The organism is Stappia sp. 28M-7 (genome assembly GCF_014252955.1).
Classification (GTDB): domain Bacteria; phylum Pseudomonadota; class Alphaproteobacteria; order Rhizobiales; family Stappiaceae; genus Stappia.
In genome coordinates, this window is the sequence record NZ_JACMIA010000001.1 from 3975514 (window position 1) to 3999175 (window position 23662).

The following is a 23662-nucleotide window of genomic DNA, read 5'->3' on the forward strand; positions in this document are numbered from 1 at the left end:
GGCCCCTGTCCGGGACCGGATGCCTGCTGCCTGCTCCCCCGCGCCCTGCAAGGCCTCCCGCCCTGCAGCCCCGCGGCAGACCGGCCCACACGGACGGCCTGCGTCGAGACAGCACACTCCCCCACGCAAGTTCGGCGCCAGTTTGAATGATCGAGATTTTGCAATGACTTGATAGAAAGAGCCGGCGCAGTGCGGACATTTTGTCCAGGTCCGCCCGCCTGTCCCGCCACCGGGGACTGGACATTTTGTCCGAAGCGTCAGGCGTCGCCGGCGCTCGGCTCCTCGGGCAGCCAGATGGTGAAGACGGTGCCCGCGCCCGGTGCGCTGCGCACCCGGATCTCGCCGCCCTGGCGGCTGACCAGCGTCTGGGTGATCGACAGGCCGAGGCCCGTCCCCTGCCGGCTCTTGGTCGTGTAGAACGGATCGAAGACGCGGGAGAGCACCTCCGCGCTCATGCCCACGCCCGTGTCGGCGACCTCGACCGTCACGCCCGGTACGTCGCCGCGCTGCGTGTCGGCGGTGGCCAGAGACAGCCGCCCGCCCTGCGGCATCGCATGGATGGCGTTGACGATCAGGTTGATCAGCACCTGCTGCAATTCGGTCCGGTTCATCAGGATGGCGCGGGAGGCCCGCATCTCGCGCACCACCTCGATCTCGGTTCGGCGCAGGAGATGGCGCACCAGCGGCAGGCAGTCGGAAATCACCTCGTCGGGCGCATGCCGGTCGGCATAGCCGGCATATTCGTCGGGCTTGGCGAACTGCAGCAGCTTCATGACGATCTGGTTGATCCGGTGGACCTGCTCGTCGATCAGCCGGATCTCGGTGCCGGCGACCTTCGCGTGCTCGCCGAGCAGCATGCGCAAGACCTCCAGGTTGCCCTGGATGACGGCGATGGGATTGTTGATCTCGTGCGCGACGCCGGCCGTGATCTCGCCGATGGCGGCGAGCTTTTCCGACATGATCAGCTGCTTCGTGGTCTCCTCCAGCTGCCGGTTGGCCAGCATCAGATCGCGCGTGCGCTCCTCGACCCGGGCATTCAACTCCTCGTTCCAGGACCGCAGCTGCCGGTCGCGCTCCTGCACCAGATCGAGCAGGTGATCGAGATGCTGCGCGACCCGGGCGATCTCGTCGTTGCCGCTGCCGGGCCGGGTACGCGCGCCGAGGTCGCCATGCTCCACCCGCGCGATCGTGTCCGTCATCCGCTCCAGCGGCTTGAACACGCCGCGCGCCCAGCGCAGGAACAGCGGCACGCTGACGGCCGTGACCAGAAGGAAGCCGATGAGAACGGCGGCAAGCGTCGCCACCTTCTCCTTCTGGAACGGCGCCTCCAGAAAGCCGACATAGAGCATGCCGACCCGCATTCCCCGGCTGTCGGTGATCGGCTCATAGGCGGAGATGTACCAGTCGTTCACGACGAAGGCGCTGTCGAGCCAGACCTGCCCCCGGCCCAGCACGCGCTCACGCACCGCCGCCGAGACCCGGGTGCCGAGCGCCCGGCGGTTCTCGAACAGGCGGACATTGGTGCTGATCCGCACGTCCTCCAGGAACAGCGTGGCGGTGCCCTGGCTCCCCTCCGGCAGGCTGGCCTCGCGGTAGACGAGGTCGTTGATCGTATCGATGAAGACGAGATTCTGGTTGAGCAGGATGCCGCCGACCAGCGCGGCCGGCACCGCGCCGGCAAGGCGCGCCGGGCTGGCCGAGTGCACGACCATGCCCCGCGTCTCGGTGGTCCGCTCCGTCGGCACCGCGTTGGGTGTCGGGATCAGCTCGAGGCTCGCACGCTCCGCAAGGTCGGGCGAGATGCCGGCGAGCTCATCGCCCTCGAAAATGTCGACGCTGCTGGCGGGGGCACCGGCCATCGCCCGGTCGACCACCGGCCAGTCCCGGCCCGTCGGCGGACGCGCCCCGGCCGGAGAGACCGCGCGGACGCTGCCGTCCTTGCCGACGAGGTAGAGGAAATCGAGGCCCATTTGCCCGCGGCTGCGCTCCAGCAGCGCTGCCAGAGCGGTGCCATCGCGTGCAGAGACGATGTCGCGGAACTCCGCCGACTTGCCGAGCGCATCGAGACGCTCGCCGGTATCCTCCAGGATTCGGGTGAAATACTGGTGCGCGACCGTGAGATCGGCATTCACCTTGGTCTTGAGCAGGGCGTCGAACTTGGAGTTCCAACGCACCATCGCCCAGCCGAGGAAGAGCGGCAGCACCACCAGCGTCGGCAACAAGGCGATGGCGAGCAGGCGGACGCGAACCGACAGGCGGCTTCCGTGCAGTCCCCTTCCCCGAGCCCGCGCCGAAGGTTCAGCCATTCCAGTCGGCAAGCTTGCGGTCGATGGTCTTGCGCGAGATGCCGAGCCGGCGCGCGGCCTCGGCCCGGTTGCCCTCGCTCTCGTCCAGAACCGCCAGGATGTGCCGGCGCTCGATATCCTCCAGAAGATCCGTCCGGCTCGGCGCCGGCGCAATCGGCTGAGTATCCGTCTTGCGGGTCAGCTCCGCCGGAAACCGGCCGAGGATCAGCGAGCGCTCGATCATGTTGCGCAGCTCGCGGACATTGCCCGGCCATTCGTAAGCCCGCAGGCCGGCGACCACATCCGGCCCGATGGGCACGGGCGGCATGCCGAGCTGCACGGCAAGCTTGCTCATGAACAGTTCGGCCAGTTCGAGAATGTCGTCCCCGCGCTCGCGCAGCGGCGGCATCTCGATCTGCAGCACGTTGATCCGGTAGAACAGGTCGGCGCGGAACCGCCCCGCCTCCACCTCGCGCTCCAGGTCCGCATTGGTCGCGAAAACGAACCGCAGGTCGACCGGCACCTCGCGTTCGGACCCGATGGGCCGCACCCGCCGGTCCTCGATGGCCCGCAACAGCTTGCTTTGCAGCGGCATCGGCAGCTCGCCGATCTCGTCGAGGAACAGCGTGCCGCCCTGCGCATGCATGAACAGGCCCTCGCGGTTGGACGCCGCCCCCGTGAACGCGCCTTTCAGATGGCCGAACAGCTCCGCCTCGATAACGTCGGCGGGAATGGCCGCGCAATTGACCGGCACGAAAGGCTTGGCCGCACGATCCGACAGCTCGTGGATGGAACGCGCGGCCACTTCCTTGCCGGTGCCGGATTCGCCCGTGATCAGGACCGAGGTCGGCAGCGGCGCGACCCGGGCGATGGTGTCGCGGATCTCGCCGATCTCTGCGGAATGGCCGATCAGCTTGTCGCGCAACAACAGATGGTCGGAGGTCGCGTGCAGCTGGTGACGCAGCAGCTGGTTCTCGCGCAGCAAGGTCACCCGGTCGAGGCAGCGCGCCACCGCGTTGAGCAGCTGGTTGGAGCGGAAGGGCTTGAGCACGAAGTCGACGGCGCCGGCCCGCAGCGCCTGGATCGCCGTCTCCAGATCCGCATAGGCGGTCATCAGGATCGCATGGGCGAAAAAGCCGATCTCCCGCTGCTCGGCGAGCCATTCGACGCCGGTCTTGCCCGGCATGATGTTGTCGAGGATCACCACATCGAAGTGATGCCGATCCAGCATCACGGATGCGGCCGCGGCATCCTCGGCTTCGGCGATGTGCTTGCAGTGCGGCGCCAGCGTCCGCACCAGGAAATTGCGCATGCCCGGCTCGTCGTCGACGATGAGGATCGCGGCCTGCGACAGCCATGGCCCGAACTCCGCATCAACGGACGCATCCGCTACACGCCTCAGCGATCCCGTGCACATGATCTGCCTCCCCCCGGAGTTTTCTGTTGTTCTGTGCCTATTTCTCCCAAGAGATAGCACAACCATAACAGGCAGCATAACGTCCTTGAGCGAAATGCGCGGAACTCAGGCCGGATCGCAAAGACCATCGCGGCCGCAGGCAAACGCACCCCTGCGGCAAGCCGGCGGAAAGCGGAGAGGAACAAAAACAGCCCGGCCGCATATCCGCGACCGGGCCTTGGGGAAGGAAGGACTGCAGGCTGAAAATCAATCCTCGTCGAGGGCGGTAAAGCGCCTCAGCCGCGCAGCGACCTCGCAAGCGCATCCATCCAGATAGCGACGGCCGTTGCGCCGGCATCGGGATGTCCGAGCACACGCTCGCCGAGATAGCTCGCCCGCCCGAGCTTCGGCGTCATCTCGGCGGTTTTCGCGGCGCCCTGCGCGGCGCCTGCAGCGGCGGCGTCGAATGCCTCAAGGCCACCACGTCCCTCGGCCCGCGCCGCGCGCCATGCCTCGATCGCACCGGAAAGCGCATCGAGCATCGTCCGGTCGCCGGGCTTTGCGCCGCCCGTCGCGGACACGGCCTCGCCGGCTTCCGCCAGAGCCTTGCCCCACAGATCGGCGGACGGCGACGCCTCGCCCTCCAGCAGCCTTGCGACCCGCATCAGGGCAATCGCGTAGAAGGGGCCGGAGCTGCCGGCGATCTCGCGGCGCAGCGCCAGCGCGAGTGCATCGAGAGCCTTCGACGGCGTCGAGAACCGCTGGGCTGCGACACCGCGAAGCGCCACGGCCCCGCGCACCATGCTGGCGCCGAGATCACCGTCGCCGGCAACGCTGTCGAGTTCCGTCAGCTTCTGCTCCGCCGCATCGAGCGCCTCGGCAATCGCCAGCATCGCCTTGCGTACCGCATCCGAAACGGGGCCGTCGGCTTCGCCGGCGAGAATGTCGTCGGTCGCCACAGGCGCCTTTACCGCAACCTTCTCCGCAAGCAGACCCGGCCCGGGCCAGGCCGGCGCCACGGTCGCCTCGTCGATCAGCGCGGAAAGTTCGGCGTCCAGCGGCATCAGCGACAGGGAGCAGCCCGGCATCTCCAGCGCTGTCATGAAGTTTCCGGCCCACACGCGTGCGACCTTCACGCCGCGACGGGAGAGATCGTCGAGCGCATTGCTCGCCACGATCATCAGTTCGAGCTGGGTGGTCGCACCGAGACCGTTGACGACGAGCGCCACCGGCTCGCGGGACCGCTCGCCCAGATCCTCGACGAGGCGGTCGAGCATATCGGAGACGATGCGGCTCGCCGGCAGCATGGCGGAGCGGCGCGCGCCCATCTCGCCGTGAATGCCGAGACCGAACTCGATCTCCTCGTCGCCGAGCGTGAAGCTCGGAGCCTTCGCCGAGGGCAGCGTGCAGGACCCAAGGGCGACACCCATGGAGCGGACTGCATCGGCCGCACGGCCAGCCAACTGGGCAACCACGGCAAGATCCTTGCCCTGCTCGGCCGCAGCGCCGGCGACCTTGTGGACGAGAATGGTGCCGGCGATGCCGCGCCGCCGCTCCTGCGCGACGATGCCCTCGAGCGCCGCATCGTCGCCCACGACGACGATCTCGACCGGAATGCCGCCGGCGCGGGCGATCTCGGCCGCCAGGCCGAAATTGAGCCGGTCGCCCGTGTAGTTCTTGACGATGAGAAGCGCTCCGGCCGGACCCGCCGTCGCCTGAATGGCTTCGAGCACCGCATCGACGCTCGGCGAGGTGAACACATCGCCCAGCACCGCCGCCGTCAGCATGCCGGCACCGACATAGCCGGCATGGGCGGGCTCATGGCCGCTGCCACCGCCGGAGATGATGGCGACCTTGCGGTGCTCCGGCGCCGGCAGATCGTCGCGCAAGACCACATTCCGGCCAGCGATCCTGGTCAGTCCGGGCTGCACGGCGACCAGGCCAGCAACCATTTCTGCAACGGCATTCGCGGGATCGTTGATCAGCTTCTTCATATCCATTCCCCAGATGTGGTCACACGCTCAAGCCGGTGCTTGCGCCAAAACGCCCTGCACGACAAGCTCGTGATAGGTGTCCTCGCTACGCTTGAGCAGGTCGACCACAATATTCCGGTTGTGTTCGCCCAAGCGCGGCGCGGTGTGCCGCACTTTCATCGCTTCGCCGTCGATCGTCCAGGGCAAGCCCTTGACCGGCTTGCCGAGCAGCGCCTCCCTGGAGGCCGCACCTATCGATGATGAGTCGTGCCGTTGCTGAGGAAGTGTGCGTCGCGCAGTCTGCCGCGAGCCGCTAGGTCTGACTGCTGGAAAATTTTCTGGAGCTGAAACTGTTCGAGCGCTGTTATCGCTCGTTGGCGCCGATGGCTGATGGAGGAAGCCCGTACCACCAGCCACTCGTTCGAGCCGTCGGGCAGTTTTCCCGCCTGACACTTTGCCGGCAAAATGACTGCCGGGGAAAGTCGAAACGACAGCCCCGGCAGTTCAGGCTTTTTCGCTTACTTCGGAACGGCCGGGACGTGCCAGTCGTCCCACAGCTTGGCGATTGCGGCGTAATCCTCGCGCGCGTAGCCGGCGCGGGACGCCATCTCGTAGACCGAATGCGCCGCCTGGATCGCGAAGAGCGGAACGCCCTCCGTCTGGGCAAGATCGAGGGCAAGGCGGGAATCCTTGCGTGCGGCGTCCAGCGGCATGCCGCCGGCATAGTCGCCTTCCACCACCCGTTTGGCGAAGCGGTAGGTCAGCGGCCGGTGCAGGCCCATCTGCGGATCCGACAGCAGGCCGATCAGCTTGTCGATGGACACGCCCGTCGCCGTCGCCATCGAGCCGGCCTCGGCAACCACGACCATGACGGCGTGGGCAACCGCGTTGTTGATCACCTTGGCCGCAGCGCCGGTACCCAGCGGGCCGAACACCGTCTGCTTGTCGGCAATCGCGTCGAGCACCGGCTGGCAGGCGGAGATGGCGTCGCTCTCGCCGCCGATCAGCAGCGAGGCGGTTCCCGCTTCCATCTGGCTCACGCCGGCCATCAGCGAGGCATCGATCACCCGCAGGCCGTGCGGCGCAAGCGCATCGCGGCAGGCGAAAATGTCTTCCGGGTTCACCGTCGAGGTCTCGACGACGACCGCGTCCTTGGGCAGATGCGGTGCGATCTGGCGCAGCACCGCGAGCGAGGCCTTGGGGCTCGGCAGGCACAGGACCACGATCCGCGTCTGCGACAGCGCCTCGGGGCTTGCGATGGTCTCGGCGCCGAGCTCGCTCTTGGCCCTGGCCAGCATCTCTTCGTTCAGGTCGAACACCTGCACCGGAAAGCGGGCGGCGATCCGCTTGGCGAGCGGAAAGCCCATATTGCCGAGACCGTAGATGGCAACCTTCGAAATATCGGTCATGGAGACTCCAGAAACTCTCAATTCGTTGTCGGGACGGATCACTTGGCGATGGGCAGCGGGTTTTCGTGCAGGCCGAAATACATGCTCTTCACCTGCGCATAGAGGCGCAGGCCGTCGATGCCCTTCTCCCGGCCGATGCCGCTGTCCTTGAACCCGCCGAACGGCGTGCTCGTCACGGACTGCTTGTAGGTGTTGATCCACACGGACCCGGCCTCGAGCGCGCGGCCCGTGCGCCAGGCCTTCTTGAAGTTCTCGGTCCAGATGCCGCAGGCCAGGCCGAAATCCGTGCCGTTGGCCTTGGCGACGAGGTCCGCCTCGTCCTTGAACGGCAGCACCACCAGGACCGGGCCGAAAGCCTCCTCCTGGCAGGACAGCGCGTCGTGCGGCAGCCCGTCGATCACGGTCGGCAGGTAATAGGCGCCCGCCTCGTACGCGGCGCCCTCGGGAGCCGACCCGCCGCACAGGACGCGTCCGCCTTCCGCACGGGCCCGCTCGACGAAGGCATGCACCCGGTCGCGATGATGGAAGGAGGCGAGCGGTCCCACCTCGACGCCCTTGGCGTCGGGCGCGGCCACCACGATCCGTTTGGCGCGCTCCACGAGCCGCGTCACGACCTCGTCGTAGACGCTCTCCTCGACCAGCAGCCGGGAGCCGGCAACGCAGGACTGGCCGGACGAGCCGAAGATGCCGGCCGCGACCGCCGCCACCGCATGCTCCAGGTTGGCATCGGCGAAGACCACGTGCGGAGACTTGCCGCCGAGTTCCAACGCCACCGGGACGATGCGCTCGCCGGCAACGCGGCCGATGGCCCGTCCAGTGGCGGTTCCTCCGGTGAAGGAGATCATGCCGACGCCCCGATGCGCCACGAGAGCCGCACCGATATCCGCGCCATATCCCTGCACCACCTGCAGCAGCCCGCCCGGCAGCCCCGCGGCCGCGGCAACGCGCTCCAGTTCCGGCGCGAGCAGCGGCGCGTCCTCGGACGGTTTCAGGATGACCGCGTTGCCGGCGGCAAGCGCCGGCGCGACCTTCGCCGCATCGTTCATGATCGGCGAGTTCCACGGCGTGATGGCAGCCACCACGCCATAGGGCTCGAGCACGGTGAAGGACACGTAGTCGCCGCGACGCGGGGTGACGTCCGTCTCCAGCGTCTCGCAGACGGAGGCGTAGTAGCGGAACGTGCCGACCGCATAGTCGACCATGCCGCGGCACTCCGCGATCGGCTTGCCGTTGTCGCGCATCTGCAGCGACGCAAGCGTCTCCTTCTCGGCCAGGAGGCCGTTGGCGATGGCGTGCAGAACCTCGGCCCGCTTGTGCGGCATCAGCTCTTTCCAGCCGGACTCCCGGTACGCTTTCTGCGCGCGCGCGACGACGGCGTCCAGCTCCTGCGGGGTGGTGACCGCAACGCGCGCGACCTCGGTGCCGTCGGCAGGATTGATGCTGACGAGTTCGCGGGCTTTCGTGCGAGTGTCCATGCCTGTTCTTGTCCTGTTGTATGGTCGGGTCTGCGCTCAGCCGGCAGGCGTCTGGGTCTTGCGGCGGCGCAGCAGCGGGAGTGCGAGGATCGCCAGGATCGCGACGACGAGCACGATCGAGATGGGCGAGGAGACGAAGGAGAGCGGATCTCCGCGCGAGATCAACAGCGCCTGGCGGAAGGAGGATTCCGCCATGGGGCCGAGGATCGCGCCCAGGACGATCGGGGCGATGGGGTAGCCCGAGCGCGACAGCACATAGCCGGTCACGCCGAAGCCGAGCATCAGCCAGACGTCGGCCATGGCGTTCGTCGAGGCGTAGGTGCCGAGCGAGCAGATGATCAGGATCATCGGCGCGAGCAGCGCGGCGGGAATGCGGAGCATGTTGACGAACAGCTTCGCGCCGACGAGACCGAGGCCAAGCATCATGAAGGCGGTGAGCAGCATCTGCCACATGAAGCCGTAGACGACGTCGGCATGCTGGCTGAACAGCGCCGGTCCCGGGTTCAGGCCCTGGATCAGCATTGCGCCCATCATCAGCGCGGCGACCGAGTTCCCCGGCACGCCAAGGGCGAGCGTGGGGATCAGCGACGAGGCGTTGTCGGCGTTGTTGGCGCATTCCGAGGCGGCGATGCCGCGCGGGTCGCCCTTGCCGAAGCGCGAGGAGTCCCGTGCCGCACGCTTCTCCTCGGCATAGCTGAGGATACCGGCGAGATTGCCGCCGGCGCCCGGCATGATGCCGATGATGACGCCGATGACGCCCGACCGGAGCCAGGTACGGGCGAAGGTGACCGTCTCGCGCAGCTTGAGACCGGCGCCGGTCAGGTCGGCACGGCTGCTTCCGCCCGAGGACGAGGCGAGCATGGCCAGCGCGGGAGGAATGGCGAAAAGACCCGTCAGCATCACCGCAAGGTCGACGCCGCCGGCGATGTGGCGCACGCCGAACACCAGCCGCTCCGCACCGGTCATCATGTCCATGCCGACGAGCCCGACCGCAACGCCGATCATCGCAGAGGCAAGACCCTTGGCCGGGGCGCCGGCAAGCAGCAGCGACACGCTGGTGAGGCCGAAGATCGCGACCCAGAAATACTCGGTCGGGCCGAACTTGAGAGCGAGCGTGACCAGCGGCGGTGCGATGACCATGAGCGCCAGCGCGCTGATGATCGAGCCTGCCGTGGAGGAGACCAGCGCAATATGCAGCGCATATTTGGCGCGGCCCGCCTGGGCCAGCGGGTAGCCGTCGAATGTGGTGGCAACGGCGGAAGGCGTGCCGGGGATCCGCATCAGGATCGCCGGAATGGCGCCGCCATACATGGAGCCGTTGTAGATGCCGGCCATCATGCCAAGCGCCACGAGCGGCGACATCGTGTAGGTGAACGGCAGCAGCAGGGCCATGGCGAGGGTCGCCGTGAGGCCGGGGATCGCGCCGACGAGAATGCCGGCGGCAGTGCCCACGATCATCGCCAGAATGCTGTCGACGAGCAGGGCGTGGGGAAGACCGGAGAGAACTTCGATCACGTCAGCCTCCCAGGATCAGTTCCGCCGGGAACGGCTGAGCGAAGGCCAGATGGAACACGACATAGGCCATGACGACAAAGACGACCGTTCCAACGACAACGCGCACGACATTGCGGTCTCCGCCGAGCACCGCCATCGCCGGGATGAATGCCAGGGAGGCCGTGAGAAAGCCGATCTGGCCGGCGAGCGCGATGAAGACTGCAAGCAGGGCAAGGCCGGCAAAGCCCCTGAACAGGGGAGCCTCGTCCGTGAGACGCGTGTCACGGCCGAGCCGAACGATGGACATCACCGACAGCACGATCATCGCGCTGCCGACCGCGATGGGGAAATAGGCGCTCGCCCCGGCCTGCCGGGTGCCGTCCCAGGTGACGACGGCTCCGACAATCGCAACGAGGAGAGCCACCGCCAGCCGCTCGAGCGGCCGGACGGTGTTTCCCTCTGCCTGATCAGGCGTTACTGCCACGGGGACTCGTCCCACATGGCCTGATAGTCGTCGCGCAGCTTCTGCACATGCTGCTGGAAATCAGCCGACGACTTGTAGGCCACCTCGGTGAAGAGCTCCTTGTTGCGCTCGATGAACGCCGGGTCGTTGGCCACGGCCGCAATGGCGGCGGCAAGCTTCTCGACGATGGCCGGGTCCGTGCCGGCCGGAACGCCGACGCCGCGCTCGGACAGCATCTCGACATCGACACCGAGCGACTTGGCGGTCGGAACGTCAGGCGCCAGCGCGGACGGCTCGGAGCCGAAATGGGCGAGGATCTTCACCTTGCCTTCCTGGGCGTTGGGCATGGCCTCGCCGAGGTTCAGGGCAGCCGCGGACACGTGACCGCCCATCAGGGCCGTACGGGCCGCACCGGCGGAGGCGAAGGGAACGTGGGTGAACTCCGCGCCGGTCGCCTTGGCGAGATAGCGCATGGCAAGGTGGTCGTCGGTGCCGACGCCGGTCGTGCCGATGGTCACCGCGCCCGGGTTCTCCTTGGCATAGGCGATCAGCTCGTCGAGCGTGTTGAACGGGCTGTTGCCGGGAACCGAGATCGCGGACGGGTCGCGCACCAGGCCCGCCACCGGGATGATCTGATCAGCCTTGAACGCCGCATCCTTGGTGATCGGGATGGTGAGCATCGGCGGCAGGTTCACGATGCCGATCGTGTAGCCGTCCGGCGTGGCGTTGGCGAGGGCCGCATGGCCCACTTCGCCGGCCGCACCCGGGCGGTTCACGATGACCACGGACTGGCCGAGTTCCTTTTCCAGCAGCGGCTGGAGCGTACGTGCGGTAACGTCGGTGCCGCCGCCTGCACCATAGGCGACGATGAGCTCGAGCGACTTCTCGGGCCATTCGGCGAGAGCCGGGCCGGTGAAGATGGCAATGGCCGCAGCGGCCGTCATGAGTTTCCTGAGCACGATAATCCTCCCGGATCGTTGCGGGCCGGTCTTGTGCGGTCCCGTTGAAAAGTGCCGGCAGACCATACGTCCGGGCGGACCGCCGGCAAGTGAATTAGGGGCGGCATTTGCGCCGCCGCGCCTGTCGATATAAACATCGACGAAATTATCAATAATCAGGCGCTGCATTATGGTCAGACACGGAACCATGACCGAGACGGCGGTTTCAGAGATCGTCTCGGTCCTGGAACAGGACATCATTTTCGGCAGGTTTCTGCCGAAACAACGGCTCTACGAGGACGAGTTCATCGTCCGCTTCTCCACCAAACGCCATATCGTGCGCGCCGCCCTGCACGAGCTGGAGAGAAAAGGCATCGTCGAGCGCCAGCCCAATCGCGGCGCGGCGGTGCGCTATTTCTCGCGCGCTGAGGTCGCGGCGCTCTACGAGCTGCGCGTCATCCTGCACGAGGCAGCGGCACGCCGGATCCAGCTGGCTGCCGACCCGGAGTGGTTTGCCCAGCTCGAGGCTGCGCGCGACGCCCATGCCGAGGCTGTCGCTTCACGCGATCTCGGGCTCGTGTTCCAGACCAACACGATCTTCCACCGCAAGCTCTTCGAGGGAACAGGCAATGCCTATCTCTCCGAAGCGATCGAGACCTCCAACGCCAAGACGCACGGGATCCGCTCCCACGGCCTCGGCATGCCGTCCCTGCTGGAGAAGGCCAGGGCGGAGCATTTCGCCATGGTCGACGCCGTCCGCAATGGCGATCTTGAGGAACTCGCGAGGCTGTGCATCAGCCACATGCAGCCCGCACGCGCCTTCTACGAGGAAAAATACTGCGGCGCCCTGTGACCGCAGGCTGACAAATCGGCCGACCTGTTGCGACACCTGCGAACCGGGCTGATCCAGCCCGGCGGACGGCCCGTGCCCCGGCTCCTGCAGCAGCGCGCCTCACCTCCCGGAAAATGGCAAGTATTTCAATCCTTTAACGCAAGCAAACTGGCGCCTCTGGCAACGCCTCATCCCCCTGAAACAACGTCCCAGCTTTCAGATCACCGGGAACGCAATGCGCACCCGCCTCCCGCACGCGTGCTCGTTTTCGATGCAGGCACCGCACGAAGAAGAGGCGGAGTGCCGTGCAAATCGGTCTTGAAATTCAAAACGTATGATGTGATTATCATACAATCTTGTATTAAGAGGAGGGGACCATGAACCGTCGACATTTCGTGCTGGCCGCAGGCTGCATCGCCGCAACCCTCGGACTGGCAACGCCGGTCCTGGCCGAGGGATATCCCGACCGCCCGGTCACGCTCGTCGTGCCTTTTTCTCCCGGTGGCGGAACGGACCTGCTGGCGCGGCTGGTCTCGAGCAAGCTGGAGACCGCGCTCGGCGCGCCGGTGGTTGTCGACAACCGCCCCGGCGCCAGTGGTGCCGTCGCCGGCGCCTACGTGAAGACGCAGCCGGCCGACGGCTACACGCTGCTGTTCGGAACATCCTCGACCAACGCGATCTCGCCGGTCCTGCACGAGGACAAGATGGGCGACATGCTGACCGGCCTCGATCCGGTGAGCCTCATCGCCAACAGTGCGCTCATTCTCGTGGTTCCCGCTTCCTCGCCGATCACGGATCTCAAGGGCTATGTGGAAGCCTCGAAAGAGCGCCCGCTCACCTATGGCACCTTCGGCGTCGGCTCCACGCCGCACCTTCTGGGAACGCTCTTCGCCTCCAAGGCCGGCGCTGACATGATCCACGTGCCCTACAAGGGGTCGGCCCCGGCCGTTGCCGACGTGACCGGTGGCCATACCGACAGCGCCTTCCTGACGGTGACCGCGCTCACTGCCTCGCTTCAGGACGAGGCGATGCGCGGCCTTGCGGTCGCCGCGGCCGGACGCCTGTCGCAGTTCCCCGACATCCCGACCTTCGCCGAAGAGGGGTATGACAGCCTCGACGACGCCGGCTGGTTCGGGATCTTCGCCCCGGCGGGAGTGCCGGCGGAGATCCGCGCCCAGGTGTCCAAGGCTGTCCGCTCGGTCCTCGACCAGCCGGAAGCGCAGGATGAATTCGCCAAGCTCGGCGTCACGGCGCAGGGCAGTTCTCCGGAAGAGCTGGAGAAGAAGCGCGACGCCTCCGTGGCGCTGGTGAAGCACATCCTCGCCACCACCAATATCGACATCTCCAAGTAAACCGAAAAGGTCACCGACACGATGCGTCGAGACAACATCGCCGACTACCGGATCCGCCGTTGGTACATCCAGGAACAGGAAGTTCTTGCCAACGAGACCTATCAGTCGGACGACGGCTCCCCCTTGCGCAAGATCCTGATCGCAGCCGCGATCAGGAACCCCTATGCGGGCCGGTTCAGCGAAGATCTGAGCGAGATCATCGATGGCAGCGACAAGCTGGGAGAGGAATTTGCCCGGCGCATCCTCGCCGCCCTCGGCGGCGCGCAGGCCGAAAGCTACGGCAAGGCCTGCGTCGTCGGCAGCGCGGGTGAATACGAGCACGGCAACGCGTTCATCACCGCCCGCTTCGCCACTCCGATCCGCCAGGTGCTTCCGGGTGCGAAGGAGTGGATCCCCTCCACCGGCAAGCGCAGCGGACCGGGCGCCCTGATCGATGTCCCGCTCGCCCACGCCGGCGAACTGTTTGCGCGCGCCTACTACGACACGGTGAGCGCCCATTTCGACGATGCGCCCAATGCCGACGAGGTGGTGGTGGTTTTCGCCGTTGCGACGCGCGGACGCATCCACGCCCGCCTCGGCGGACCCGAGGCCGCACCGCTCGCGGCCGAATAAGCTACGGAGCCGACAAGATGGACCGGGAGCACTCCAATTTCGTTCAGCTCAACGGGCTGCGATTTCACTATCTCACCTGGGGTGATCCCGGCCGTCCGATGCTGATCTGCCTGCACGGTTTGCGCAGCTACGGCCGAACCTTTGCCGGGCTCGCGGAAACCCTCGCGGATAGCTTCTACGTGGTGGCGCCCGACCAGCGCGGCCGGGGGGAAACGGACTGGGACCCGGCAAAAAACTACTTTGCCGATCAGTACGCAGCTGACCTTGGCGCCCTCATCGATCATCTGGGCGCCGAGACGGTTCATGTTCTCGGCCACTCGATGGGCGGTATCAACGCGCTGGCCTATGCACTCACCCATGCCGACCGGTTTGCATCGCTGATCCTTGAGGACAGCGGGCCGGAAGCCGATGGCAGCGCTGGCATCGAGCGGATCCTGAAGGAGCTGCAAACGACGCCGCTCTCCTTCACAAGCCTGGACGAGGCCCGCGCCTTCTGGCGGTCGATCCGGCCCAACGTGACCGAGGCGGCGATCGAATCGCGTGTGGCCAACTCGATGAAGACCGTAGGCGGCAAGATCGTCTGGCGCCACGACCAGCGCGGGATCGGGGAGTGCCGGATCAAGCAGGCGAGCGTCCGCCCGAACCCGAACCTCTGGCCTGCCCTGTCCAGCCTCGCCTGCCCCGTCCTGGTCCTGCGCGGCGCCAAGTCCGACTATCTCGATGCAGCACGCGTGCAGCGGATGTGCGAGACGAATCCGCGCGTGGCGGCCCAGGAGATTGAAGGTGCCGGCCACTACGTGCACGACGACAATCCGGTAAGCTTCAACGCCGTGGTCGGTGCGTTCCTCGACCGCGTCATCGGGGCGAGAGGAGCCGGACGGAGATAAGATGGATACCAAGGCCAGCAATCCCGCGCGCGTCCGCGGGGCCAGTGTGCGCGAGCGCGTCACCAATGCCCTTCGCGCCGACATCATCACGGGCGTGTTCGTTCCCGGCCAGCGCCTGTCAGAGGCCGAGCTGTGCTCCCATCTCGACGCCTCCCGTACGCCGGTTCGCGAAGCGCTTCGCCAGCTGGAGGCGGAGCGGCTCGTCGAGGTGCGCCCCAACCGGGGGCCGATCGTTGTGAAGCTCGGCCCAGAGGAGGCCGAGCGGATCTACGACGTGCGCGAGCTGATCGAACCGGAAGTCGTCCGCCTCTTCGCGCTTGCTGCAACCGGCGAGCAGCTGGAGCAGATGGACGAGGCACTCGTGGAATTCGAGCAAGCTTCATCCGAGGGACTCAATCCGGCTCAGCTGATCCTGGCCACCACCACCTTCTACGAGGTGATGTTCCAGGGCTGCACCAACGACATCCTCGCCGACATCCTGCGCGGCCTTCTTGCCCGGGTGAACCTGCTGCGCTCGCGCTCCATGTCCCGGCCCGGCCGACCGAAGGAAAGCCTGAAGGAGATGCGGGACATCCTGTCATGCATCCGCGCCAGGGACGTTCCCGGCGCCCAGCAGGCCGCAATCACGCACATTCGCAACGCCCGCGCCCAGGCAAGGGCTGCAATGCCGGCCCCTACCGCCCCCTAATCCCGCAAGGACACCGACGCCATGCAGCCGAAGCTCAATCGTGACGCCGTGAGCGGGTTCCTGCTCGCCTTGATCGGAGCCGCAGCCGCCTACCGCGCCCTCGACTACGGCATCGGCAGCGCGGCGCGCATGGGGTCCGGCTATTTTCCGTTGCTGATCGGCGGGGCATTGGTGTTGCTCGGCGCGGTGATCGGCATCGGCGGCCTGCGCGCATCGGCAACGCCTGTGCACATTCCCTGGCGCGAGTTGATTCTGATCGCGCTCAGCGTCGCGAGCTTTGCGCTGACCATCGGCCGCTTCGGCCTGTTTCCGGCCCTTGGCATCTCGGGCCTGCTCGCGTGCCTGGCCGACCGCGACGTCGGGTTGCGACGAACCATCGGCATCGTCCTCTTCTCCTGCGTTCTCGTCTGGCTCGTCTTCGTGATCGGGCTGAATTCCCCCGCAGCTTTGATCAAGGTGTGATCCGATGGAGTTGTTCACGCTCGGCTTCGCCTCGCTGACGCTGACCTCCGTGGTCTATTGCTTCGCGGGAGTTTTCCTTGGAACCCTGATCGGCGTGCTGCCCGGCGTCGGAGCGCTGTCGGCAATCTCGCTGCTGATGCCGGTCTCCTTCTATCTCGACCCGACGACGGCACTGGTCTTCCTGTCGGGGATCTATTACGGCGCCGAATATGGCGGCTCGACCGCCTCCATCATGCTCAACCTGCCGGGCACCTCGTCGAACGCCATCACCTGCCTCGATGGCTATCCGATGGCCCAGAACGGAAAGGCGGGCGTGGCGCTTACCGTCACCACCTATGTGTCCTTCTTCGGAGGAACCGTCGGTATCCTGCTGCTGACCTTCCTCTCGCCGATCATCAGCCGACTGGCCGTGGCCGTCGGCCCTTCAGAATATGCTGCGATCCTGCTGCTGAGCATCATCATGGCGGCGACGATCTCCGACGGTCCGCCAATGAAGGGCATCGCGATGGTGCTTCTCGGCGCGCTGCTCGGCACCGTCGGCATCGACGTGAACAGCGGCGACTATCGCTTCACCTTCGGCGTTCCGGAACTCTTCGACGGCGTCAGCCTGGTGGCACTGGCCCTCGGCACATTCGGCGTCGGCGAGGTCATCTTCGCGATCCGCGCCCAGAAGGCCCGCGGGCCGATGCCCAAGGTAACCTTCCGCTCGATGATCCCGAGCCGGCCGGAATTCCTGAAAACGCTGTTCCCGATGGTGCGCGGAACGGGTGTCGGCAGCGTGGTCGGCCCGCTGCCGGGCGCCGGACCGACGATCGCCTCGCTGATCGGCTATGCGATCGAGAAGCGCATAAGCCGGACGCCCCACCGGTTCGGCAAGGGCGCGATCGAAGGCATCTCCTCGCCCGAGGCCGCCAACAACGCGGCCGTGCAGACCGCCTTCATTCCGACCCTGTCGCTCGGCATTCCCGGCAGCCCCACCATGGCGATCATGCTTGGCGCGCTGATGATCCACGGCATTTCGCCCGGCCCCAAGTTCATCTTCGAACAGCCCGAAATGTTCTGGGGGCTGATCGCGAGCTTCTGGCTCGGCAACATCATCCTGCTGGGCCTGAACCTGCCGCTGGTCGGCATCTGGCTCTGGCTCCTGCGCATCCCCTATTCGATGATGTATCCGGTGATCGTGGCGCTCATCTGCGCCGGCGTCTACACGCTCACCAACAGCGCCTTCGCCGTGTGGCTGGTCCTAGGGTTCGGCTTCGTAGGCTTCCTGTTGCGGCTCTTCGACTATTCGCCGGCGCCCCTGCTCATCGGCTTTATTCTCGGCCCCATGCTGGAAGAGAACCTGCGCCGGGCGCTGCTGATCCATCGCGGCAGCTATATCGAGATGTTCTCGCGTCCCGCCACTGCCGTACTGATGCTGCTCACGCTGGCAATCCTGCTCTGGGCGCTGCTGAAGCGGAACGCGCCGGCCCAGGCGGGCGACGACCTGGGCAGCTGAGATGGCACGCCCAGCGACGCCGGCGCCAAGCCGCACCAAATGCCGCTGGCACCTACCCAGAAGACCCGGGGCTGCACACTGGAAGTCTGCCGGGAAAGCCGGTAGCGGCTGACCGCTACCGTCCCCCTCACCCACCGGATACACGCGACAGACCCCGGCTGTTCTCCCGGCTTCCGGCAGCGTAGGTGTGCTTGCTGCTTAAAGATTGAGATATAATCACATACCGGACGTGAGAGACCTCGAGGCGCATAGAGTAAAGACATCAGCCGGATGAGGTTAACTGGAAACCCTGATTGAAATGAAGACGGCGGCCACGCCGCGACCCTTGCGTAATGTGGCCGCCGTCCACGGTTTTCTTTTTTGACTGCACCAGCGCTACAGGGGGAGGAAATCCACGTCGAAGTCGGCGCAAATGCGCACCACGTCCGCCGGGTCGGGAACCCTATCGATGTTCCGGAAAAGCTGCTCGAGCTTGCTGGTCGGCGAGGCCCAGAACAGGCTCGTCGCGTCGGCGTCTGTCTTGTTGAAGATACCGTGCGGCATTCCCCGCGGCATGCGCACGAGGTCCCCCGGTTCGGCAATCTGCTCCTGGCCGTCCAGCAACAGGTTGTAACGTCCTGTCAGGACGTAAATGTATTCTTCTTGCGTGTGGTGCACGTGAGGAGGCACGAAGGTTCCTGCCGGAAACAAGGCATGCCAAGCGATCGAACTCTCGCTCACCTGCTTCAGTGTGTAGGTCTGGCCCAGTATGTGCCAGACGGTTTGTCCCCGCGCCTCGTCGGCGCGCGTGATACCGGCAATTTCATCGATCATTGGCTACTTTCCTTGAAAAGTGGGGAGTGCTCGCATCATACTTTTCCGCCGTCAGCGACGCCGAAGACAGTCCACTTGGCTTCAGGGTCCGTCGCGCCGAGGATCTGCCGGCCGCATTCCTCGATGATCTGATCGGCCATCAGGATGTGCTGGGTGCCGGAGTGGATGTCGCGGTAGCACCGTTGCATGACCGTGTTGTAGAGCGAGGCGCTGCGCGCGGAGCGATGGGCGAAGGTGGCAACGTCGGAAACCACGTCATGAACGTGACGCAACACGAGCTTGGCATCGGTCATCTGATCCTGGGTCACCGTTCCGCCCTGCTCCAGTCCGAGGCAGATCCCGCGCCAGGTCTCGTGTGCATAGGCGCGCGCAGCACGATAGCGTGCCTCGACCAGAGCCAGCTGATACTTGAAGCTCGCGCTGTCCACGGTCTTGCCGAACGCGTCGCGGCGGTTGCGCGCGACCTTTACGAGTTCGTCGAGCATGCGCCGTCCGACCCCCAGCGCCCAACTTGAATGAGCCCAAGCGCTATAACCTGCGAGGCCCAGCTGCCCCTGCGGCCCACCGCGCAAGGGAACTGCATTGTCGAAGTCGTAGACCAGTTCGTCCGGAACGAAGATCGTCTCACCCTCAGCCACCTCGTAGTCGTAGCTGCCTGTCGCCTTCAGACCCAAAACATCCCACTCGCCCTTAAGCCGGATCGTGCTGCGCGGATGATGTACGAGAACGACACGGGGGCTGCCGGTCGGACCGAAGATCATCTGCTTCTCGTCGTCGACAAGAAAGCCGCCGGTATGGATCCACTCCGCATGGCAGATACCGCTTCCAAAGGCCCAGTTGCCCCAGATCTCGTACCCCCCCGCCACTTTCCGGGCGAACCCGCGCGGCACCCCGTTTCCCGCGACCGTCACGTCCACGCCGTTCGCGAAAACGCGTTCGATGCCGCTGTCGGGAATGTAGAGGGCCATGGTCGCACCCTCCATGTTGTTCACATTGGCGCACCAGCCGGCGGAAGCATGGGCATGGGACAGCTTCTCGATCAGCGGCATTGCGTCGGCCAGGCTGACGTCTGAACCACCGACCTCCCGGGGAAACAGCATCGTGTAGATGCCGGACTTGCGTAGCGCCGCCACCACGTCATCGGTCAGGCTGCCCTGAGCTTCGGCCTCCGGCGCCCGCTCCTCCACCAGGGGCAGGATCTGTTCCAGATTGGCGGCAAGCGTCGCCAGATCGGGGCCCTCCGACAGGCCCGGTTTCACTGCACTCATGTTCCTCAAACTCCTCCACAGGCGTGATCATGCCGGGGTTCCGGCTGATCCTCCCTGTGAGGTTCGGCGGCCGAACGGATTTCCCGCAATCCCCCTAACCCGGGGGGTGTTGGCACGAACGTGTAGCGGCTAACCTTCGACTGGCGCCGGCGACAAGTCGCGCCGACGGCCGTCAGAACAAATGGGAGGGAGGCCCATGAGTTTTTCGGAGGATGCATCAGGCCCGAATCTGCGGTCGACCGCGGACCTTTTGATTTCCGTGGCCGAGGCAGCCACCCCCCAGAACCTCAGCGAAGCCTGTGGCGCGGCCCTGGCCCATATCACCGGATCCGGGGTAGTCGGGATTTATCTGGTGGTCGCCGGGCGTCCCCAACTTCTGGGCAGCACGAACGTGCCCATGGGTCTGTTGGGAGAGTATCGCAGCGGCCTTGGCGTTAGCGATCCCTACCTTGAGCGCCTTAGCGAAGCTCCCGATGTCCTCGACGGCCCCGGCTTCTACGGCACGCACGGCTGGCGCCGGAGCCGCTCCTATGAACTGCTAAGGGGGTGGGGCCTTTGTTCCAACATGTGTGGCCCGCTGTTGCATGAGGGGGAGGTCGCTGGCGTCCTCTACACCGCGACGGATCGTGACGACAGACCCTATACCGCACGCATGAAGCAGGACATGGCGCTTCTGTGCCGGGCCGCCTCCGTCGCCCTTCCACGGCTTCTCCCCACGGTCGGCCAGACGGAGCCCGACTTGCGATTACCGCAAAGGCAAGCCGAGGTAGCCATACTCGTCCGGCAGGGCTTATCCAACAAGGCCGTCGCGCGCGAACTGGGCCTCTCCGAGCACACTGTAAAGGAATATGTCGCGATCCTCTGCCGGCGTTTCAGTGTGCGCAACCGCACGCAGCTCGGGGCCCTGATCGCACAGGCAGGCAGTTTCGCACCGCGCCACCCCGATGCCTGACGCCAGACTTCGCGATGGATCCCGCGCTGGTTATCGCGCCTGAAATCCGAAGCGAGATCCATCCCTGCAGAATGGCTGTCACGCCCTGCTCCCCGCAGGGTGAACGGACAGCCTCGCCTTCCAAAACCGATAAAAAGGACACTTCCGCATGACTGTAAAATTCGAGGAACAGACGCTCCTGGTGGGCGGTGTACCAACCCATGTCCAACACGTCGGACAAGGGCACCCGGTGATCTTTCTGCACGGCGCCTCCACTCTCGAGGGCTTCGACTTCGTTGACGGGCTTGCCGACCGCTTCAAGGTCATTTGTCCGCATCATCCAGGCATGGGACGGTCCGGGTCGGCGGATCACGTTGCCGGCATGACCGACTTGGTGATCCATTACCTCGATCTGCTCGACACTCTCGATCTCGAGGTCCGGCCCCATCTTGTGGGCTTTTCCATGGGAGGCTGGCTTGCGGCGGAGCTCGCGGCCGTGGCGCGCGAGAAATTCGACCGCATCGTTCTGATAGCTCCAGCGGGATTGAACGACCCGGCGCATCCCATGACCCCGATCCCCACCATTCCGCCGGCAGAACTTCCCGCGTACCTCTCGCATGATCCGGCGGTCGCAGCGCGGTACTTCCCCGACGGATCCGACCCGGACGCAGCTTCCGCCTTCGCTGCGGAACGTGCCCGCGAGGGCGATCTCGTCGGCAGGGTCGCTGCGCCCCTGGGCTTCGGCCACCCCAACCTTCGCAGGATGCTTGCACGCATCACATGTCCCGCCCTTGTCGTCTGGGGTAGCAAAGACCGCCTTCTGCCCGCCTCCCAGTTGCCGCTCTGGTGCGATGCGCTTCCTCATGCGCAGTCCCTGCTCGTGGAGGATGCCGGCCACCTCGTCGCGCATGAAAAGGCGGAAACCATGCGCCGTATCGGAGATTTTCTCGCACCGTGACCCAGCCGTCCTTCTCCCTCACACACCCCGCCGAAAGCGGACCGGCTCTCCTTTCGGCGGCATTCCGCAATGCGTTCCGCGGACATCCTGCGGGTGTCGCCATCGTGACCGCCGATCCGGGTTCTGGCCCCGTTGCGCTGACCGTAAGTTCCCTGATCTCGGTCAACGCAGAGCCGCCGATCGTCGCCTTTTCGGTCTCGGGCCGGTCGGGCTCCGGCGCAGCGCTGCTGAGCGCGGATACGGTCGTGGTACACTTGTTACGGTTCTCCAACCTCGATCTGGTCAAGACGGTCGCCGCTCCGGGAGCGGACCGCTTCGGCCCGGAGATGGATTGGGAGCGGCTGGCCACCGGGGAGCCGCGCTACCGCGAGGTTCGAACCTGGTTCCGGGCACGTGTTCTGGGCCGGCTTACCCTGGACGGGGCGACCCTGCTGGCCGCCGAACTTCTGGAAAGCGCGCCCACGGAAGAAGGCCATGCCTCGACCCAGGACACCCTTGTCTACATGGACCGACGCTGGCATCGCTTGCAGACCGATCCTGTACGCCTTTCCACGGTCGCAGCAGGAGCCGAGGACGCCTGGTTCTGACCTCCAGGACGCGACGCAAGCCGATCGTCCGACCGTGCCGCTCGCGATTGCGGCAGGACACCTTCCGCGCCGGGGCTGCCACACTTGCCTTCCACTTGTAGAAGGTCGCACTGCTGATGCCGTGCTTGCGACACAGATCCGCCCTCTGTTGCTCCGCCCCCTGAAAAATGGGTCGTTCGAAACTGGAGTTTTCCGCAGTAACATCCTTTGGCTGGTGAGAGTGGAAAACGATGAAAGCATCAAAGTTGCCTGACGCGCAGAAGAGGTCCGTTTCCCAGCGGGGAGACGACGGGATTTCTGTCGCGAAGATCTGCCGCTTTACGGGGGAAATCCAGGATAACTACTTCAAACGGAAGAAGAAATACTACGTCCTTCTGCCGACAGAGATGAAGCGCCTGAAGCATCTGGAGGACGAGAACGGCAACCTGCGGAAGCTGGTCGCCGACCTGTCCCTCGACAAAGAGATGCTGCAGGACGTGATCTGCCGAAAACTGTGGGCCTGATCGCAAACGCGAGCTGGTGGCGCAGACAATGAGGTGGGTGGAACGCGTCGGTCCGGCGGGCCTGCCGGGTTCTGGAGTTCGACACGTCGAGCTATCACTGCAAGCCCCGTCGGCGCGTGAAGGCGAAGCTGCGGGACGATCGGCCACAAGGTGCCAACTGCCAAGCCCGGCCGCTTCACTGCTTCACCGTCATGTCCCTCGCATGGGCGATAAGCTTTCCGCGGGAGTTGGCGCCTGCTTTTTGCAGAATGGCGGCAACATGCGTTTTGACAGTGCTTTCGGTCAGATCGAGATCCCGGGCAATCTCTTTGTTCGAAAGTCCGGCGACGATGAGCCTGTAAACGTCGGCCTGACGCTTCGTGAGGTCGAGCCGTTCCGGACGCGTCACCATCCTCGGACTGCATTCGGACGACGCGGCCTCACCATCGAACAGGACACGCGGGAAAAAGACCTCACCGGTCAGCAGCAACTCGACCACGTTAACGATCACCCGGGGATCGGCGGTCTTAGGAATGAACCCGTCGACCCCTTCGGCGCGCGCGCGGTTGACGGTCTCACGGTCCTCCTCGCCCGAAATCAGCGCAATCGACATCGCCGGATCCGCCTGCTTTAGGCGGGTGAACCCTTGAAAACCGTTCGAATCCGGCAGCTTGAGATCGAGTAGCACAAGGTCGAAGGGCCTGGAAACCTCCAGTTCATGCAATGCCTCCGCAACGGACGCTGCTGCGACGACCGAAGCGCCGTCGATTTCGAGTTCCAGCAAGGCCTTCATGCCCGAGCGAATAACCGAGTGATCGTCGACGATGAGTATCTTGACCATAGCATCCAATCCGCCCGG

23 protein-coding genes and 1 pseudogene are annotated in these 23662 nt (G+C 65.6%); 11 read left to right on the forward strand and 13 right to left on the reverse strand.

Features of this window, described 5'->3' with window-relative positions; genetic code table 11:
* Positions 1 to 257 precede the first annotated feature (257 nt).
* From H7H34_RS17885 to H7H34_RS17925, 9 genes are all read right to left on the reverse strand, one after another.
* Positions 258 to 2306 (reverse strand): cache domain-containing protein, encoded by a 2049-nt coding sequence (locus H7H34_RS17885; protein ID WP_185925989.1) that lies wholly within the window; start codon positions 2304 to 2306, stop codon positions 258 to 260.
* On the reverse strand, positions 2299 to 3702 hold the full coding sequence (locus tag H7H34_RS17890) for a sigma-54-dependent transcriptional regulator (protein ID WP_120269454.1): 1404 nt from the start codon (positions 3700 to 3702) through the stop codon (positions 2299 to 2301). The genes H7H34_RS17885 and H7H34_RS17890 overlap by 8 nt, the downstream gene beginning before the upstream one ends.
* Positions 3703 to 3977: 275 nt before the next feature.
* Positions 3978 to 5675, reverse strand: a complete 1698-nt coding sequence (locus H7H34_RS17895) for a dihydroxyacetone kinase family protein (protein WP_185925990.1) — start codon at positions 5673 to 5675, stop codon at positions 3978 to 3980.
* A 27-nt stretch (positions 5676 to 5702) separates the two neighbouring features.
* Positions 5703 to 5861 carry a hypothetical protein gene (locus H7H34_RS17900; protein WP_185925991.1) on the reverse strand — a complete coding sequence of 53 codons (159 nt, stop codon included), beginning with the start codon at positions 5859 to 5861 and terminating at the stop codon, positions 5703 to 5705.
* A gap of 311 nt (positions 5862 to 6172) precedes the next feature.
* Complete coding sequence (locus H7H34_RS17905; RefSeq protein WP_120269464.1) at positions 6173 to 7063, reverse strand: NAD(P)-dependent oxidoreductase; 891 nt, start codon at positions 7061 to 7063, stop codon at positions 6173 to 6175.
* Between the two features lie 38 nt (positions 7064 to 7101).
* A complete protein-coding gene (locus H7H34_RS17910; protein WP_185925992.1) occupies positions 7102 to 8538 on the reverse strand; it encodes an aldehyde dehydrogenase in 1437 nt (478 codons plus the stop codon).
* Between the two features lie 36 nt (positions 8539 to 8574).
* The gene (locus H7H34_RS17915; protein ID WP_185925993.1) at positions 8575 to 10053 is read right to left on the reverse strand and encodes a tripartite tricarboxylate transporter permease; all 1479 of its coding nucleotides are present in this window, start codon (positions 10051 to 10053) and stop codon (positions 8575 to 8577) included.
* Between the two features lies 1 nt (position 10054).
* Positions 10055 to 10516: a tripartite tricarboxylate transporter TctB family protein gene (locus H7H34_RS17920; protein ID WP_185925994.1), complete on the reverse strand. Its 462-nt coding sequence runs from the start codon at positions 10514 to 10516 to the stop codon at positions 10055 to 10057.
* Positions 10507 to 11454, reverse strand: coding sequence for a tripartite tricarboxylate transporter substrate binding protein (locus tag H7H34_RS17925; protein WP_371811424.1), 948 nt, complete (start codon positions 11452 to 11454; stop codon positions 10507 to 10509). The genes H7H34_RS17920 and H7H34_RS17925 overlap by 10 nt, the downstream gene beginning before the upstream one ends.
* A gap of 187 nt (positions 11455 to 11641) precedes the next feature.
* Between H7H34_RS17925 and H7H34_RS17930 the strand changes: the two genes are divergently transcribed.
* From H7H34_RS17930 to H7H34_RS17960, 7 genes are all read left to right on the forward strand, one after another.
* Positions 11642 to 12286 (forward strand): GntR family transcriptional regulator, encoded by a 645-nt coding sequence (locus H7H34_RS17930; protein ID WP_185925995.1) that lies wholly within the window; start codon positions 11642 to 11644, stop codon positions 12284 to 12286.
* A gap of 356 nt (positions 12287 to 12642) precedes the next feature.
* Positions 12643 to 13617 (forward strand): Bug family tripartite tricarboxylate transporter substrate binding protein, encoded by a 975-nt coding sequence (locus tag H7H34_RS17935; protein ID WP_185925996.1) that lies wholly within the window; start codon positions 12643 to 12645, stop codon positions 13615 to 13617.
* Between the two features lie 21 nt (positions 13618 to 13638).
* A complete protein-coding gene (locus tag H7H34_RS17940; protein WP_120269471.1) occupies positions 13639 to 14229 on the forward strand; it encodes an amino acid synthesis family protein in 591 nt (196 codons plus the stop codon).
* A gap of 17 nt (positions 14230 to 14246) precedes the next feature.
* Positions 14247 to 15116, forward strand: coding sequence for an alpha/beta fold hydrolase (locus H7H34_RS17945; RefSeq protein WP_185925997.1), 870 nt, complete (start codon positions 14247 to 14249; stop codon positions 15114 to 15116).
* A gap of 1 nt (position 15117) precedes the next feature.
* The gene (locus H7H34_RS17950) at positions 15118 to 15804 is read left to right on the forward strand and encodes a GntR family transcriptional regulator (RefSeq protein WP_185925998.1); all 687 of its coding nucleotides are present in this window, start codon (positions 15118 to 15120) and stop codon (positions 15802 to 15804) included.
* 21 nt (positions 15805 to 15825) lie between these two features.
* Positions 15826 to 16266: a tripartite tricarboxylate transporter TctB family protein gene (locus tag H7H34_RS17955; protein WP_185925999.1), complete on the forward strand. Its 441-nt coding sequence runs from the start codon at positions 15826 to 15828 to the stop codon at positions 16264 to 16266.
* 4 nt (positions 16267 to 16270) lie between these two features.
* Complete coding sequence (locus H7H34_RS17960; RefSeq protein WP_185926000.1) at positions 16271 to 17764, forward strand: tripartite tricarboxylate transporter permease; 1494 nt, start codon at positions 16271 to 16273, stop codon at positions 17762 to 17764.
* 375 nt (positions 17765 to 18139) lie between these two features.
* Here the strand turns inward: H7H34_RS17960 and H7H34_RS17965 are convergent, their stop codons facing one another.
* The gene (locus H7H34_RS17965) at positions 18140 to 18577 is read right to left on the reverse strand and encodes a cupin domain-containing protein (protein WP_185926001.1); all 438 of its coding nucleotides are present in this window, start codon (positions 18575 to 18577) and stop codon (positions 18140 to 18142) included.
* A gap of 35 nt (positions 18578 to 18612) precedes the next feature.
* Entirely contained in the window at positions 18613 to 19845 is a 1233-nt protein-coding gene (locus tag H7H34_RS17970) for an acyl-CoA dehydrogenase family protein (protein ID WP_185926002.1), read from the reverse strand.
* A gap of 196 nt (positions 19846 to 20041) precedes the next feature.
* Here H7H34_RS17970 and H7H34_RS17975 point away from each other — a divergent pair, with 196 nt between their 5' ends.
* The 3 genes from H7H34_RS17975 to H7H34_RS17985 all read left to right on the forward strand — a co-directional run bounded on the left by H7H34_RS17975 (position 20042) and on the right by H7H34_RS17985 (position 22321).
* On the forward strand, positions 20042 to 20797 hold the full coding sequence (locus tag H7H34_RS17975) for a LuxR C-terminal-related transcriptional regulator (RefSeq protein ID WP_185926003.1): 756 nt from the start codon (positions 20042 to 20044) through the stop codon (positions 20795 to 20797).
* Between the two features lie 148 nt (positions 20798 to 20945).
* Positions 20946 to 21734 carry an alpha/beta fold hydrolase gene (locus tag H7H34_RS17980; RefSeq protein WP_185926004.1) on the forward strand — a complete coding sequence of 263 codons (789 nt, stop codon included), beginning with the start codon at positions 20946 to 20948 and terminating at the stop codon, positions 21732 to 21734.
* The gene (locus tag H7H34_RS17985; protein ID WP_185926005.1) at positions 21731 to 22321 is read left to right on the forward strand and encodes a flavin reductase family protein; all 591 of its coding nucleotides are present in this window, start codon (positions 21731 to 21733) and stop codon (positions 22319 to 22321) included. The genes H7H34_RS17980 and H7H34_RS17985 overlap by 4 nt, the downstream gene beginning before the upstream one ends.
* A gap of 85 nt (positions 22322 to 22406) precedes the next feature.
* On the opposite strand, the pseudogene H7H34_RS23775 reads toward H7H34_RS17985, so the two are convergent.
* Positions 22407 to 22490, reverse strand: a pseudogene (locus H7H34_RS23775) (transposase); the annotation flags it as partial.
* 61 nt (positions 22491 to 22551) lie between these two features.
* On the opposite strand from H7H34_RS23775, the gene H7H34_RS17990 reads away from it, so the two are divergent.
* Complete coding sequence (locus H7H34_RS17990; RefSeq protein ID WP_185926006.1) at positions 22552 to 22824, forward strand: transposase; 273 nt, start codon at positions 22552 to 22554, stop codon at positions 22822 to 22824.
* Between the two features lie 175 nt (positions 22825 to 22999).
* Here H7H34_RS17990 and H7H34_RS17995 read toward each other — a convergent pair whose 3' ends face one another.
* A complete protein-coding gene (locus H7H34_RS17995; protein ID WP_185926007.1) occupies positions 23000 to 23644 on the reverse strand; it encodes a response regulator in 645 nt (214 codons plus the stop codon).
* Between the last annotated feature and the right edge of the window lie 18 nt (positions 23645 to 23662).